Consider the following 16,744-nt stretch of genomic DNA (forward strand, 5'->3'; position numbering starts at 1 on the left):
CCGTTGTGGCCATGTGGGTCTTCGGCTCACGGTCAGGCGCGAATGCACACTCGTTGCCTCGAAATGATGTGATCACAGGTCGAGGTCGATGTCGTCCGCCGTTGCCTCCGATACCGATCCGCCGGCAAGGTTGCGTTCGATGTCGGTGAGTTCGGTGAGGCCGACGGTGAGCCGATAGTGTTGTCGCGGATCGAAATCCGGGAACTGATCGATCCGATCGAGTACATCGCCGACGAGTTTCTTCAGGAACAATCGCGGCGCGACGCCGACCTTGCCGCCGAGTGCGCCGCCGACGGCCCTGGCCAGGTCGGCGACGTAGGCGTCATCGGCCACGTTGGTGATTCGATCTCCTGTGTCGGCGCCGGCAGCATAGAGGTCCCGGATGGTGATGCCGAGCGTAGTGAGTGAGTCGAGTGTGAAGCCGGGCAGCCGCACCTGAACGGCGCGCGGGTTGTCGAATCGCGGATCAGTGGTGAAATCCGTTGCGAGTCGCTGGGCGAGTGGTGCGAGTCGCTGGACGCCCTGCTGGCCGTCGTAGAAGGCGGGTGTTCCCGTGATCAGCAGATACAGCCCGGGAAAGCGGCCCGAATACACCTCGTCGATGAGCTGGCGCAGCGCATTGAGGGCCTTGTCGCGGGCGTCGGAACGGACCCGTTGCAGGGTCTCCACCTCGTCGAGGACGACGAGGAGGCCGCGGTGCCCACTGTCGCGCAGTACGGTCAGCAAACCCTGGAGGAACCCGAAGGCGCCGAAGTGGTCGAGATCGCCTCGCACCCCGGCAGCGCGTCGTGCGGCCGCCGCGACGTTCGGCTGACCGCCGAGCCACGCCATTATCGCGGCCGCGGTGGCCTCGTCACCCTGTTCGAGCGCGCCCCGATATCCGCGGAGCGCGGTTGCAAAGGACGGTGCGTGCCGGGAAACCTCGGCGAGCCGGGCGGCCATCAGCTCTTCGACTGCCGCTGCCAGGTTCTCCTCGTCGGCGCCGTCGGTGAGCGCGTCCTCCTCGAGTGTGTAGAACCAGGCGTCGATGACCGAACGCAGCGCGCTCGGCGGGAAACTGGAGGTGGTGAGGCGCTCAGTCAGTCGGCGATACACGGTTTCCAACCGGTGCAGCGGGGTCTCGGTTTCGGAGATCTGTACCTCGGCGACCGCGAAGTTGCGGCGTTTGGCTCGTTCGGCAAGCCAGCGGGCGAAGAAGGTCTTGCCGGACCCGTATTCGCCGCGCACGGCCTTGAATACCGAACCACCGTCGGTGACGGCATCCAGCTCGGCATCGATTGCCGATTCGAAGCGGTCCAGCCCGGTCGCCAGCAGATCGAGTCCGCTCTCGGGCACGGCACCGCGACGCAGAGCGTCGATCACTGCGCGTCGACGGACGGCGCTCACCGGTGCCGGATTAACTGTGCTCACCTGCTCGAGTCTCCCATGGGCACCCTGCCCGTCGGCTTCGGCTCGCGGTTCGATCCGGGCCGAGCGGATCCGGATGTCACGTCAGCTCGAATTGCGCACGCAGCTGCCGGACGGACAACTTCAGGGTTCGGCCATCGGCGTCGGTTCTCAGTACTTCGACGCCGTCGAAGTTGAGCAGCTGGCGCAGGATGGCCGCGAAGCCTTCGGCGCGAATCGGGCGTTCTCCGATCCGCTGGGCCAGCGCCGTGGCGGACAGTGGCGTCTCGATCAATGCACGGATCGCTTTTTCCAGCTTCTGTTCCTGCGGAGGCCGGGCCAGCAGCATTCGTTGGGCTTGAAAGGTCTCCGACGCGAGCAAGCGTGTCACCATATCGTCGCTGTCCGATGTTCCGAACAGGGGAGGCGCCGACGCGGTCACCGGAAGGTCGAACATGGGGGCGGTGCCGTCGTGGCGTTCCTTGGCGGCGCGGGCGACCTGTCGGGTGCGCACCGGTATCTCGCCCGCGGTCGTCGCCACTGCGGCCGGTTCCGCATCGTCCGGATTCCACCAGCGGGGGTCTTGCGGGCCCAGCTCCCGCCACCCCTTGGGCGGTTCTGCACCCAATGGCAGGAATGCCAGCACCGGGATGGTGACTTCGGCGAGCGATGCTCCGCCGTGGTAGCCGGCCTTCTGCGTGGTGTAGCGGGAATCGTTGTCCCACAAGGCAATAATGGATGCATTAGGTTCGGGCGCCACTACGCGCGGGCCGGACAGCACAATCTCGGTCTCGCCGACTTCGTCGCGCTGCGGATCCGCAAGCCGGTGTCGGGCCGATTTGGCAGTGCCGTGATCATCGATCCGTACCCCGTGTCGGTCGATCACATGGCCGTGGTCGCTGGTGAGTAGGACCGACATATCGTGGTCCGCGGCTGCACGCAGCAGGGCACGCAGGTCACCGATTTCATAGAGTTGCCACTGCGGGTCGCCGAGTTTGAGCTCCTTCCCGAGCCGATCATCGATGGTGTTCAGCACCACGGCGACGTGCATGTTCGGCTGGTCGAGGGCAGCGGTGAGTTCAGCGCCGAACGGATGGCCGGGCTCGGGGCGAAGGTCGTTCTTGTGGAATACGGCGGCGGTTTTCGCGCCACCCCAGAATCGGTGCTGCGGAAACAGTCGACGCTCGTCGTTCTGGTCACCCTGCATGAGCCGACCGGCGAACAGCGAGGTGCGCGACACCGCCGTCCAGCTGGGCAGTGCCGCGGCCATGGCGCGGCGGCGTTCCGGACGCCCGTCGGGCACCGGATCGTATTCGGTCCAGCCGATGCGCAACTGGTCCGCGATGGCCGTCGCAATGGCGGCGCTCATCCCGTCCAGGACGATAAGCAGCACTCGCCGCTGTCCGGCGATCGGTGCCACCACCCGCGAGAGGAAGGTTTCGACGGTGAGCATCCACCCGGGATCGGTGCCCGCCTCGGTCCATCCGCGCAACGACAGCGCGAACTCGCGGTCGAATTCGCGCCTGCGTTCTCGAACCCGTTCGATGAGAGCCTTATACGGAATCTTCAACGCGGGATCGGTGTCGCCACCGGCTTCGACGAAGTCGAGTGCGCGATCCACCCAGCCGGTTTCGGCGAGATGCCGTTGTAGTGCGTCGGCGACGGTGTCGGCGGTGGGATCCGGATCGCCCGCCAGCCAACGGGTAAGCCGCCGCGCCATCTCGATCCGGTCGATGCGCACCGAGTACTCGTCGTCTGCGGCCAGGTGATGGGCGCGCAACTCGTCGAGTGCCCTTTCGGCGGCGGGTAAGTCACCCCGGCCGAGCGCATGCCCAACCGCGGTGAATCGAGCCTCCAAACCCGCCTTCATGACCGAACTGGTCTGGATTGCGGTATCCGCGCCGAACTCTCGTGCGAGGGCCGCGGCACGATCCAGGGCCGGATAGGCTACCGCGCGGGCGTTCAGTGCCGCCACGGACAGCGGTGTGTTCTCCTTGCGCGCTCGCGGATCGTTGGCACGATCGATCAGGTTCGCGATGTAATCCGCACAGACCCGGCCGAATACCGTCATCCGCCGATCCAGCTCTTCCCCGGTCACCGGCGGATGATCACCGATCCGACGTTCGGCGCGGCCCCTGGCCTGATACACGCTGTGGTCGGGATTCGGGTGCAGCCACAGCGCGGCACACACCAGACCGTAGGCGACCGCGTCGGCGCCGTTGCCCGCCAGCACGAGGTCGAGCAGCACCTTGCCCGCCGACCCGGCCTGGCCGTTGCGTCCGAGGAACTGACGCAACCCGATGCGCTCCTGTTCACGGAGTGCACGCAGCAACTCAGGTCCGCCGGGCGTATGAGACCAGCGCAGGAGCACCTCCGGGTCCAGGCGGCTGGCGCCCGGATCGACCTCAGTCAGTCGCAGCCGCCGCACGGCGAGTGCAACCAGGGCTTCGTCCTGCGAGAGCACGCCGCCGGTCACCCGAGGCCAGCTGTCCGCGCCCGCCGCATCGAGAAGTGGCTCAGCGGCCCAGGTTTCGCGCTTGAGCCACTCGTCGATCTCGGTGGCGCCGAACGCCTGCCGCACCACTTCCCACCGATCCACCTGATTGATGCGCTGCCGGAAAGTGCGCGCGAGGATGGCCGGGTCCAGCTCATCGTGTTCGCGATCGGTCAGCACCACCAGGACTCGGGGGCCGGTGTCCGTGCTGTCTTTGCTCAGATGATCGAGTACCTGTTCGTGTACCGCCAGCACTGACGGCGCCGCGACGACGCGCACTCGGCACGACCCGATCGGTAGCTCATCGGAGTCTTCCCATACCGGCGCACCGCGCAGCAGGACGACGACGCGGTCTTCGCAGGCGGATGCCGACGAATGTACCGAAAGAAACTGCGCCACTACGGCTTTAGATAGCCTCGTGGCGCTCGCCGGAGGGCTGGTCGCGGTCATGCGATCACCTGTCGCTCGATCAGTGGCGGCATTATTCGATAACCTGCCAGGTGATTTCGATGGTGGCGCCCGGTTCATTGGCAGCGATATCGGCGAGCTCGGTGGTGAGATCGGCAACCGCGGTGCGGGCCGTGGTCCGACGGCTGCCAGCTCGCCGCCCGCTGCCGGTCGTGGGTGTTGGTGCGGTCCCACCGGGTACCGGCGGATGAGTGCTGCCGCCGTCGAGCCGGATATCATCCGGGCCGGGCGGTGGTGGCAGAGTCGGGATGGGCGGTTTCGGCTGACGAGCGCGAATCAGGGCGGTGACCTGACGCGGCGTCTCCGCCAGCACCGCGACGAGATCGGTGGTGAGCTGGTCGGTGCGCGCGGCGTTGCGCAGTGACTCGAGCAGCGTCTCGCCTTCGGTGCCCAAATCGGTAGCGACCTCCAGATGGTCCCACGGCGTACGAGCGAGCGCGTCTGCGACGTCGTGTGCCTTTTTGATCGAGGCGGCGTAGCGCTCGGGGCTCGGCTCGCCGAGATCGAACCGTGCGAACGCCTCGATGGTCTGTTTCGCCGAGGTGGAGCCGGCGGCGGTCGATTCCATCTCTGTCAGCAGTGCGACGGCCTGGCGGGCGATGGCGAGCCGGCCTGTATCACCGCCGCCGGTGAGGCCGAGGAATTCGGCGTGCCGTTCCAGCTGGCGTACCAGATCCGCGGCAGCCTCTTTGTATGTGCGAGCGAAGGTAATGAGCTGGCGCGCGAACTGCTGCACCAGCCTGCCGCGGCGCAGCGTCGGCGGCTTATCTCCGGCGATGACTTCGAAACGGCGGCAGGCAGTCTCCCAATCCTCTTCGGTGGGCGCGGGCTGGGTGCGCAGCGCATCACCGGACTTGATCTGATGCAGCTCCGGTGCCGGATCCAGCGGCATTCCGGCCCGCACCCACACCCGATCGTCCATCTCGGCGAAGGCGGCGACGACGAGGTTCGCCAGAAATGGGTCAAGGCCACGGGGTTTGGGCAGATTCGTCCACTCGACGAGGGTGTTGACCGGGAGGTCGCCTGTGATGCCCTCTACCCGGGCGGTGCGCTTGAAATGGTCGGCCCAGGAGCGGGACAGCTCGAAGTATGCTTCGCTCTGCTCACCCAGACCGAGCGGGACGGCCAGTCGTCGCATGATCTTATGGTCCCTGGATGCGTCCACCCGGCCGTCGCGCGCCTCCGCGGCCTTACGCACATGGGCGAATACGGTTTTCGCTTCCGCGGATTTGATCGCGATCCCGGTGTCCTCGGGGTCGAAGTTCGGGTGATCCGGGTACTGGTGGGCGAGGAGGGTGCCCGCCACTCGGCGGATCGCCTCCGCCATCGATCGGCCGAGAGGCAGGGTGAGCCCCTCGATATCGGGAAGCGGCTGCAGGTGGTCCTCGAACGATTTCTGGACGTCCGGATCCTGCTTGTCGGCGAGACCGTAGGCCTGTTTGAAGGCCGCCTTGATCTGTGCCATCAGCGTTTCGCGCTGATCGGTGAGCAGATTTCGGGCCATGGCACGGTGATCGGCATTGAGATGAGCCGCGTACTGGGTGTCGAAACGACCGGGATCGGCCAGCGCCTTATCGATCTTCACCAATCGCTGGAAGCTATCCCAGCGCGGTTTGGACAGATGATCCGGCAGCCACGCCACCGTCTGTGTCGGGTGACCCTGCTGACGCTGTCTCAGCTCCCGGATCCGGGTGGCGTCCTCCCGGGCGGAGTGGTCGTCTTCGTCGAAGGGCAGATCGATGACCATACGCCACAGCGTGGGATCGGACGGGTCCATATCGTGGTTGGGTAACTCGTTCTCGTCGCGAACGTTACCGAAAACGACTTCGACTGTACGTGCCGAGCCACGCCAGACAAACCGCAATTCGTCGGCGCCCAATCGACCGTCCGCGGGCTGGATACCGAATTCTTCCAACAGGATTCGTCGCGCCAGCGCGGCGCGGTTGGCGCGGTTGTTGTTGACATCCGCGTTGGCGAGTACCGATTCGAGATTCACCCCGGACAGTTCCAGCCGCACCCCGGGATCGGCGCCGTCGCCGATCTTGATCTCGGCGAACCGGCCGGCCCATTCCCGCACCTTGGACGCGATCGTGCCGTCTTCCAACCCGGGTATCGGCGCAGTCACCGATCCGTAGTTGAGCGCGCCGAGCCGGCGGACCGTCAGGTCGTTCAGCGCCGGGGCTCCCGGAGCCAGCGCGGACAGCAGGAGGGTGCCCACGAGCTGGTTGTCGCCGACGAACTGCTTGCATCGCCCGGCCAGGTTCTTGTCGGTGATGGTGTCGGGCCGGTGCAGGTACTGCTCGATGTCGTCCTCGGTGATCTCGTACTGCGCAAGCAGATACGGCCGCAACCCGGTCTTGTACAGCCGGTCGGCGGCCTCGAACATCACCTTCTTATCCGCCACGAACGGCCGGTCACCACCGGCGGTGATCACCGAGTACAGGTCGCCGAGTGGAATCAACTGGCCCAGCCGCAGATTGGCGCGGCGGTCGGCGAGCAGTTGGCCCATCAATTTCAGACCGGTGCGGGCGCGCTGCAGATCCGAGGAGATCTGCACGAGGGTGGACAGGAAGGCGGGGGAGAACGGGTAGGAGCGTTTGAACGACGCTTCGTCGGCGCCGGTGCTGTCCTGCTCCGAGCCGAGCAGGGTGTCCCAGACCTGCGGGCGCAGCCGCTTCGTTTCGGCGAATGCCCCCTCGATCTGTGCCCGCGCCGCGTCGTCCCTCGGCTTCAGCAGCCGCTCGTGGGCGATCTCCGGCAGGTTGCGATCTTCCAGTTCGATCAGGTCGAACCGGCCCGACGCCAGATTGAGGTTGTCGTGGATGGCGGCCTCGTAGGCGCCCGAGGCTTCGCCGCCCAGCAGTTCCCGTGGATCGCGTTGGCGCGCAATGAACGACACGATCGGGATGGCCCGGCGTTGGTCGCCGCCCTCCCGGAAGTTCGTCATCTTCTCGGTTTCCCTGGCGATGAACGGCAGATCGTGCATCTTCTGGTGCAGCCACAGGATCAGCTCATCCAGGAACAGGATCAGCCCGTCGTAGCCGAGGGATTTCGCGTGGTCGGCGATCACCGACAGGCCGGCGTCGAGCGAAATGAACCCGTGCTCGTTTTCGGCGGCGTCACGGGTGAAACCGGTGATCAGCGTTTCGGCGGCATCGTTGACGAGCTTTGCACGCAGCTCGGCCGGAGTAGATGGGTCGACCAGATTCAGTTTCGCGCCCGGTTCATGAGCCTCGGGGGCGGACATGGCGGTGTCGAGCAGATCCGCTGTCCAGAACGCCGAATCACCCCAGTCGTTGTCTTCATCGGTGTAGCCCGAGTTCAGGACCTTGAGCACGGCCTCGTCGCCCATGGTCTTGCGCAGGTTCGCCAGGCTGTCGAACATGGCGTCGGTGCGGTACACCGGGGGCAGCGAGGCGTCCGGATGCAGGGAGCGCACGTGGTCGACGTAGCCGCCGAGTACCCGCTGTTCCATCGCCTTCGCGCCGATCATGTGATACGGCACCAGCAGGAACTTCTTCCCGTCGGTCTGCAACCACTCGTGTTTGGCCAGCACCGGCTCGAACTCGGTGCGGCCGCGCGCTACCGGATTGCCGGACAGCAGCGCATACAGCACCGCCATGAAATGCGACTTACCGGAACCGAAAGAACCGTGCAGGTAGGTGGGCTTGGAGGTGTGCCCATCCATTGCCGCCTTGATCAGACCCAGCGCTTGATCGTAATTGCCGAGCAGGCGTTCGGTGACCACGTAATCGCGTACCGCCTGCGTGGCGTCGTCCTCGGACACCGCCTCGACGAGGCCCTGTACGAAGTCGGAGGTGGAGATTGTCTCCCTGATATCGATCAGGTCCGCCAGCAACGGTTTTGGTGCCATCTCAGTCCTCCCCACGGGTGGTACGGGTACGTCGAGCCCTGGTCGCGGTGACCGGGCGCCAAGCCCTCAGGTCGTCGTCGCTGAGATCGTGCTCGCCCTGGAGCTGTCTGCGGTAACCGGCGAAGAATGCGGCCGGGGAACCGCTGAAATTCTCGTCGAAGTCGTTATGCCACTGGTCCAGCCACGGTTGCAGCTCCAGCAGGCCCGCCAGCAGCGGGGTCAACTCCTCGGCTTCCAGACTTTGCTCGGTGAAGTACGTGGCCAATGCCTGGGCTTGCTCTCGGTGATCCCAGCCCGCCCAGCCGTACAGCGCGGGGGTCGCGGCGTTGGTGTTGCCATAGGAGATGAAACGCTCCTTCGGCACATCCAGTTTGCCGCGGGCCTGCCAGTACGAGGTGCGGAGGAAATCCGCCGAGGTGTACTTGGGCGGTACCGGGATCGAGTCACGGATCTTGCGTTTCGCTCCCTCGTCGGGAGCGGCGTCCTCCTGGCGTTGCATATCCCACACGTGCTCCCAGTCGGCACGCTTCTTCAGGCCGGATGGCTTGTAGCGGAGCGCCGCCAGAAACGGGACGTGCTCAGTGGTGATCAAGTCGGCTACGACGCGGGACAGCTCCACGCGTGGGGCATAGAGGGCGGCGGCAGAGGTGAAATCCTCGTCGTTGGACAGGAGATCGGTCAATCGGGACAGGGTGCGGATCGCTGGGCGGTCATCGTCGTACCAGAGGTCGCGGGACTCCATGCGATCCAGCAGCCAGGAACGAAGGGCCTTCTCCTGTAAGGCATCCCAGCCCTCCGTGGCCCAGCGGCGCTTGTATTCCGGGCGTTCGATCATGCCGATGGCGCGGTTGGATTCGATGGCGTCGATGCGTTTCTGGACGATCTGTTTGTAGGAGTCAGGCCAGTGGGCGGGGATCTCGGTTATGGGAGTGGAGCCATGGCGGGTGAACCAATCCGCGGACGTTTCACCCTGAGCAAGGCGGCGAGCCAAGACGATCTCGAAAGCTCGTTCGCCCAATGCGAGTTCGGGAACATCCGGCTCCGGCGCGCGCATGTCCTCAGCAAGGAGGGAGTAGAGCGAGTAAACCTGCCAGTCGAGCTCCTCTTGGAGGGCGATCATGCGGGCGCGAACAGAAATCCAGTTCGCCTTGGCTTCGTGCAGTTGCAGGATGCCCGGTTCGCTCGTCTTGATGACCTGTGCAGCGGTGCAGCCGTTTAGCTGTTGTGCGAGCCTGTCGAGAGCGGTGCTCAGGGAACTCGGAAGGGTAGCTGGGATTGGGAACTCCTCCAGATTTGTCCCGGTGAATTCATACCGCTCCATCCACTCTTCGGGCTGGATACCTCGTCCCATACCGCTGCCAGCCTTGCCTTGACTTACCATCTTGAGCCAGAAGCATGCGGTGGAACTGTTGAGCAGCCCGAGCAACCGCAGATGCTCCTCCTCGCTCGCGCCTTCTGGCAACTTGATAACCGGCGCGGACTGCTTGAACACCTTCCCGCCCCGATCCAGTACGAAATGGTTGTGCGTCGCTACAAACGCGAACGCGATACCGAGTGGGATCGAAAAGCGCTCCGGATGCCATCGACTCCATTCGTACCAAGTTAATCCGATCTCATCGTGCGTCCCTCCGGGTTCACGCCGAGTTCGGAGCAGTGACCGAAAACGCCAGAGAAACGGACTGAGATCTGCGGGGAGATGTGGCTTCAGCGTAGAGTCATATGGGAATAGAGCCTCGGTCTTTGGATCTATGCTCCAATCGCGAACAGTGTCACCCTCAACTAGGGCAACAATATTCTGGCTTTTGACGCCGTATCGTCCCCATGTGCTCGTGGCTGCAAAGTATGCCGGGTCATTCCCGGTATGAGTGTATCGGCCGATAAGGCGGAGGATTCTTGAAAGGCGAGCCTCGCCGCTTTGCTCGATCTGCTCAATCATTTCCAAACCGCCGTCGAGAAGAATCCATGGGTGCTTGCTGAAGTATCGGCTTCGGTCCAGGTCATCAACGGAAATCCACTCGCTGATCGATCCGGGGTCATCGATCTGGTCTAATATCGCGCGCCAAACCTGTCCCTTCTCGGGCTGGTCGGGCGCTTTGGGTTCGCCTCGTACGTTTCGGACCGTACGGATGGTGACGGCGCGGTCTCTTCCGGAACGCCGTGTACCTACGAGAATTACCGTCGGCGTGCCGTGTCCCGGTATGTATGCTCCCGATGTATCAATAACCTCAGTCAGCTCGACGCTCCGCGCGAAGTACTCCTCGATGAGCTTCGTCCCGAATTCCCTCTTCATGAATGAGTTCGCCGTGATCTGTCCAACTCGACCGTAGCCTCGGCCATCGGCATCGCCGAGCCTCGCCAGTTCGAAGAATCGCTGCGCGAACGGTACTGAGAGTGCGTAGGTTCCCCCGCAGGCGCTGTACAACTCCCGGTACAGATTGTTGAGGGTACTATCCTTTACCGTGATGTACGGTGGATTCCCAACCACCACGTGATACCGCCCTGGATCCAGGATCCGCGGGTGCTCGTGTACATCCTCTGTGGCATAGGAGAATTCGGCGACAGGATCGCCGGGCTCGGCGTCATCGATGGTGAGTTCCATCAGTTCGAGCTGTCGCGCCTTGATGAGCGAGTCGCCGATAGCCAGGTGGATCGGCCATTCGTAGTTCGCCACCCGAGCGAGGGTGTTGATGCCGGCTGCTGCCATGGCCGCTACCAGCAGCCGGAAGCGGGCGATGGCAATGGCGAAGGGGTTCAGGTCGACGCCGTGTACGGAATCGAGGGCAGCGCGGACTCGTTCGTGCCGGTCCCGCGTGGACTCCTGTTCGGCCCACACCCGGACAAGTCGCCGGAACGCACCCAGCACGAAATGCCCTGAGCCGCAGGTGGGATCGATCATCTTCAGATCCCGGTGCCCGAACTCGCGCAAGGCAGGGGTGAGGGTCCGGTCGAGGATGAATTCCTCGACGAACGCCGGTGTCTGCAGCAGTGCGTAGGTTTTGCGGGCATTCTCGGACAGGTCCTGGTACAGGTCGCCGAGGAAGCGGGTGTCCCAGCCCGCGGTGCCGTCGTCGCGCAGCGGGTCGGTGAAATCGTGGACCAGGTCGCCGGATTCATTGCGGGCCCGCCAGAAGTCGATGAGCTGCTGCGCGCCTTTGTGCGAGAGCGGCACCTGGTACAGCGGGTTGTGGGCGGGGTCGAACAGCAGCTTTCCTGCCTGTCCGGTGCCGACTTCGGCGAAGGCGCGCTCCAGCCAGCCGCGGTAGGTGGGGTCGTCGACCGTGGCAACGTAATCGTCGTAGCGGGCTTGGGCCAGCTCGCGACGGTCATCGGTAGGACCGGTGAGGTACGGCTCGTCGATGAGCCGGTTGTCCTCACAGAATCGGACGAACACGGTGCCGAGTACCCAGGCCGCGGCGACCTGGGTGATGCGTTCGTCGCGCCATGCGGTCCAGGTGGCGGCGGTACGGCCGACCTTCCGTGCTCGGTCGTATTCGGTACGCAGCTGGGTGGCCGCGCGGCGGGCCTGATCGGTCTCCGGCCGGTCCAGTTGCCGCCCTAGATCGCTTTCGACTGCACCGACCTGCTTCTTCAGATCGGCGAGCAGTGCGATGCGGTCGATCATGCGAATACTCCTACGGTGTAGGTGAGTGGCTGGGAGAGCGCGCCGGGCGCGGGTGCGTGCAACCACGGTGCGGATACGGACCGGCCGGGTGCCGTTGTGGCCGATCCTCGGCCGACGGGTGCCGACCCGGGTCCGGCCGTACACCCGTTGCGGCCGCTCACTGCGATGCCTCGTCGGCGCTCCGGCCCAATGCGCACAGGGCCGAGGCAGACTCGGTTTCCAGGCTGCGCCGGATCATACCTGTTCTCCCCCAGTAATTTTCGCCGACACGGCACGATGTGCATTGAGCACCCAATCGTCGGACAGCGAGATCCATTCGTGAAACCCGGCCTGGAAGGGCACGGCCACGGTGCCGAGCCGCGGCTCGCGCGCCGGATCGTCCTGCGGGCACAGCAACCAGAGGCCGCGGCCGCCGTGTCGCGCCGCTTCCGCCAGCCGATCCAACACTCCCATGGCGTCGTAGCGGGCGTAGGCGAGGGTGTCGGTCATCAGTACCGGTCCCGCCGCCGTGGCGAGTCGCTCCTGGATCTGTGGTTCGATCCGGCCCCACGCGGTACGCACATACTCGGCGAACCGGCGAGCGTGCTGGGTGCCGGGCGCGGCGACGTCGGCGCGCAGAATCGTCTCCCATGTCGGTTTGCCGTTTGCCGGAATCAGCTCGTGCAATGCCGCCAGGAGCAGTGCGGTCACCGACACCGGCTCGGCTGAGAACCGGGCGGTCAGCTCCGTTGTCGCCGCGGTGCTGCGGGTGGTTCGCACAGTCAGCACCCGGTATCCGTCCCGGCGTGCGGCGTCGAGGAGCTGTTCCTCGGCACGCGCGGCCGCCGCAATCATTGGATCCTCGGCATACCGGGTGACTGCCGTTGCCGTGGCGTGGCGCCGGAACCGCTCGGATAGATAGCTGGAAGCGTCGGCGGAGTGGGCGGGCAGAAAGCGTAGTTCGTTGTCGTAGCTGCGCAGTTCCAGCTTCAGATCGAAGCCGGCCTCGCGCAGCGCGGACTCCAGCCGCGAACCGGTGGGCAAGGTGTCGGCCAGCTCTGGAAAACGGGACCGGATCCGCTCGTGTACTTCCTTCTGTAAAAGCCCAGGCTGTTTGTCGCGCGCAATACCCGGGGTCCAGCTCACCAAGCCCGCCTGGGTCAGGCGCGCCGCGCGAACCAAGGGCAGATCCCGGGGATAGATCTCCAGCCGCGGCGTCGCCGCCGCATGCTGCGAGGCGCCCACCGCGATTTGCACGGTGCGGTTCTCGTCCCAATTCAGGCCGCCCGCAGGCGGATCGATCGCCGCCATCCGGTCCAGTACGGTGCGTGCCGTGGGCAGTGTTTCCAACTCGGCCAGTCGGTCGGCAACCCGACCGAGTCGTACCGCATAGTCGAGCAGTGCATGTCGGGATGGAGTGTTCGGTCCCGAATTCTCACCCGCTTCGAGCGCCAGCAGGACAACCATGGACGCGTCCTCGGACTCACGTTTGGAGGTGTGCCCGAATTCCGCATCCTCCGGAGACATCTGCTCGACCTCGACAACCGCACGCACCGCCGCCAAGGCCAATGCTCGGCGCTGCGCACGACCGTCCAAGCGGGTGCCGCGCCGCAGGACGAGCACATCGGCCACTTCGGTCGCGGCGGCGACTCGTCCGAGAAACTCCAGCAGCTCCAGGACTTCGCTGCGCAGCGCCTGGAAAGCCGCGTCGTTCTTCCACTGCTGGCGCTGTCGTTTCAGGTTCTGTGAAATCGCAGACGAGGTGACACCGAACGAGGCCGCGACTGCTTTCTGGCTCGGCCAGGTCCCGAGGTCGGGTACGCCATCGACATCGGGCACTTGGAGCAGTCTGGTGACGATGTCGACCTGCCTGGCATTGGACCCGTTATTATTGCGCTCGGGAACCAGTTGCGCGACAACGGCATCCAGGCTGAGGGTGCGCATCGCCGCTTCCCCCAGATCGTCGGCGGCATCGGAGCGGGCCTCGCTGAGCTCCGCCTTTGCCGATTTGCGGTCATCTCGGGTCAGTGGCGCTACTGCCCCGAGAAGTTTGCCCCATTCGCGTTGGCGGTCCTGGATCTCCCGGCGGGTGCGGGCCCCCAGGCCGGGTGCGTTGATCAGGCTGCGGCGGCTGTAATCCAGCAGTCGGCCGACCGTCGTGATGTCCAGCCCGTACAGGAATTGCTCTGCCGCCGAGGTCAATCCGGCCGTCGACAGGTGCGTCCCGCGGGTGACCTGTGCGGCGATGCGGTCGCGCTCCTGCCCCGCGGCATCGTCCTCCGCGGGAGCGATACCGGGTGTGGCGTTCTCGTCCGTCGTCGCGCCCGTCACCGGCGGGCGGGTGGTGGCCGGACGGGACGGCACCGATCGAGCCAGATCCAAGAAGATCCGGCGCCACGCATCGCGCATCGGCTTCAGGTCATCGAAACGCTCGGTAGTGTTGCGGTGCAATACCTTTCGGAAGAAGGCGACCAGCCCGTCGCGAATCGAGGGATCGAAGGCATCCGCGGCGATGTCCGGGTAGGGGTATTCCTTGGAATCGGTCTGTCGTGCCGACATCGACCCGTCGCCCCAGCGTGGCAGCTCGGCCGAGGCCATCTCGTGCAGCGTGGCCGCGAGGGCATACCGTTCGGCATGTGCGTCGTAGGTGGACCGGACGAGGGTGCCGACGAACGGATCCAGATAACCGTCGGTGCCTGCGCCGGGTTCCTGCCCCTGGTACCAGGCCAGCGAGAAGTCGATCAGCACGAGTTGGCGGGTTCGGTTGGGACGCACCCGGATTGCGATATTGTCCGGCTTCAGGTCACGATGCCAGATGCCCTCACCCTCGAGGAATTCGACCGCGCCGAACAGATACTCGCCGTACGCCTCCAATTGGTCCACCGACAGTCGGCCACTGTCACGCAGTTGGCGGGCCACCGTCTCCTCGGCGCGACGACGCTTCGTCACCACGCCGCCGTCGACGGGTGTGTCCAATTCCCTTTCGTCGCCGACGTATTCGATCAGCAGCGCGGTACGGCTGCCGATCGTCATCAGCCCCGGCTCCATCACCTGGATGATGCGCGCGTCCTTGCGTAGCCGGCCGAGCACCTCGGCCTCACGGGTCAAGCCTTCGACCCGGTCATCCGACAGGGCCACCTTCAACACCGCAAACGGCCGCAACTTCGGTTCGGCCCGGAGATCCCGTACGAGGAAGGCTCGGCTCGTCGACCCGGTACCCAGCCGTCGCCGCACCTCCCAGCGTCCATCGAGCACGTCCCCGGCGACGGCGTCCAGCGGGTCCTTCTCCGGTGCTGCGGGTTCGGGGTCCGGAGTTGCCGGCGCAGTCAGTTCGTCCTCGACGATTTCGAGCATTTCGAGGAACTCTTCGGCCGTCGCGAGCCTGCGGGTCGGCTGGTATGCGGTCGCGGCGTCCACCAGGTCGTCGATATTGTCGGACAACCCGTCCACCACCGCACCCGGTCGCAGGCCCTGGCCTGCTTCGAACCGGGCGAGCAGCTCGGCCTGGTTCGCTGCCGGTGGCTGTCCGGCCACCAGCAGATAGGTGAGCGTGCCCAGCCCGTATACATCCATGGTGATCGGATCGGCTTTTGCCGCGGTCAGTTCCGGCGCCAGGTATACATCGGTGCCCGGCGCGAGGTGGGTCGCGGAGAGGGCGGTCGGTGCATATTGTGTGAGCCCGCGCACGCGAGTCGAGCTGCGCTGGGTGGCGATCTGCCAGTCCGAGATCTGCAACAGCGGGTGCTGCCAGCGCTCCGGGCCACTCAACTCGCGGCCCGTGCTGTCGCGCAGCCGAGGCAGCACATGGACGGAGTGCGCCGCGAGACCGCGGTGATATACGCGCGCCTTGTGCGCGGCTCGTATCGTCTCTGCCAGCTGCCGTACCAGCTGAATCCGGTCTCGGATATCAAGGCTCGGGCCGTACTCGGCCAAGTACTCGTCCAGGCGCAGCGTCTCCAGGCGGTACTCGAAGATCAGCGCTGGTCCGGCTGGATGGCCGCCGGAGTCGATGTCGACAAAGCGCACAACCCCCGGGTGGCGGAACCGATGCAGGACAGCGGCCTCCCGCTTGGCAGCCTCGTACACCGACGTGCGGGCCGCCTGGTCAGCGCCGCGTTCGCTCAGATAGATCCGAATGCGTGCTGGCGTGCCCAGATCGGTGTGCTCGGCTCGGTAATCGGTCCACGTAGGGCCGGTGCCGATCGACTCGGTCAGTTTGTACGCGCCGACCATTCGGTCTGCTTCGCTGCGTCCGATGCCGATGCTGTCCAGAGCCGCGGCGATCTTCAAGGCCCGCCCCGGACTGATCCGGTTCCCGATGTCCTGTGGTGGTTGTTGCAACGTCGACACCAGCTCACGGATGGTGTGCGTGTGGAGCCGGTCACCCTCGGGCACCTCGAACCGCAGGTCGGGATGGGTGAGGCACAGTCGGCTTTCCACGAATACCGGCGCACCTGCGTCGGCCAGGAGGCTCGCGAGCTCCTTCGCCTTCTGATTGACCAGATACAGAGGGTTGCGGTGTAGCTTTCGTCGCCGCCCGTTGTCGAACTTGCGCACCCAGTCGCCGTTCTCGACGGTCAATTGTCCGCGCCAATCCTTCAGCTCGATCAGGTGCACCCCATTGGGCGCGATCACCAGCAGATCGACTTCGCGGATGTGACCGTAGCGCTCGGTGAAGGTGAAATTGGACCAGGCGAACCAGGGATCGACATTGGGCAGCTTCGCGCGGATGGCCTCGAGCCCGCGTCGCTCGTGGTCGAAGTTGGACTCGGTGACCGTTGTCCACCGGCCTTCGTCCATGCGTCCGTCCCCACCAATCCTCGGTCGACTCGAATCCGACGACTGCGTCAAAGCAGCCGACAACCCGCCAGCGTCTCATGTTATCGGTGCATTCCTGTAATCCGTCACACCTTTTCGTTGC

5 protein-coding genes are annotated in these 16,744 nt (G+C 65.2%); all 5 read right to left on the reverse strand.

The features are described from left to right. Positions 1-72: 72 nt before the first annotated feature. Positions 73-1,410: a BREX system ATP-binding protein BrxD gene (gene brxD, locus AB0H61_RS15415; RefSeq protein WP_357304142.1), complete on the reverse strand. Its 1,338-nt coding sequence runs from the start codon at positions 1,408-1,410 to the stop codon at positions 73-75. A 76-nt stretch (positions 1,411-1,486) separates the two neighbouring features. Beyond that, the gene (gene pglZ / locus AB0H61_RS15420) at positions 1,487-4,330 is read right to left on the reverse strand and encodes a BREX-2 system phosphatase PglZ (RefSeq protein ID WP_357304145.1); all 2,844 of its coding nucleotides are present in this window, start codon (positions 4,328-4,330) and stop codon (positions 1,487-1,489) included. A 31-nt stretch (positions 4,331-4,361) separates the two neighbouring features. Then, a complete protein-coding gene (locus tag AB0H61_RS15425) occupies positions 4,362-8,222 on the reverse strand; it encodes a phage resistance protein (protein ID WP_357304148.1) in 3,861 nt (1,286 codons plus the stop codon). 1 nt (position 8,223) lies between these two features. Next, positions 8,224-11,844, reverse strand: coding sequence for a BREX-2 system adenine-specific DNA-methyltransferase PglX (gene pglX / locus AB0H61_RS15430; protein WP_357304151.1), 3,621 nt, complete (start codon positions 11,842-11,844; stop codon positions 8,224-8,226). Positions 11,845-12,078: 234 nt separating this feature from the next. Continuing rightward, entirely contained in the window at positions 12,079-16,623 is a 4,545-nt protein-coding gene (pglW, locus tag AB0H61_RS15435; protein WP_357304154.1) for a BREX system serine/threonine kinase PglW, read from the reverse strand. Between the last annotated feature and the right edge of the window lie 121 nt (positions 16,624-16,744).

The organism is Nocardia sp. NPDC050710 (assembly GCF_040654375.1).
Lineage (GTDB): Bacteria > Actinomycetota > Actinomycetes > Mycobacteriales > Mycobacteriaceae > Nocardia.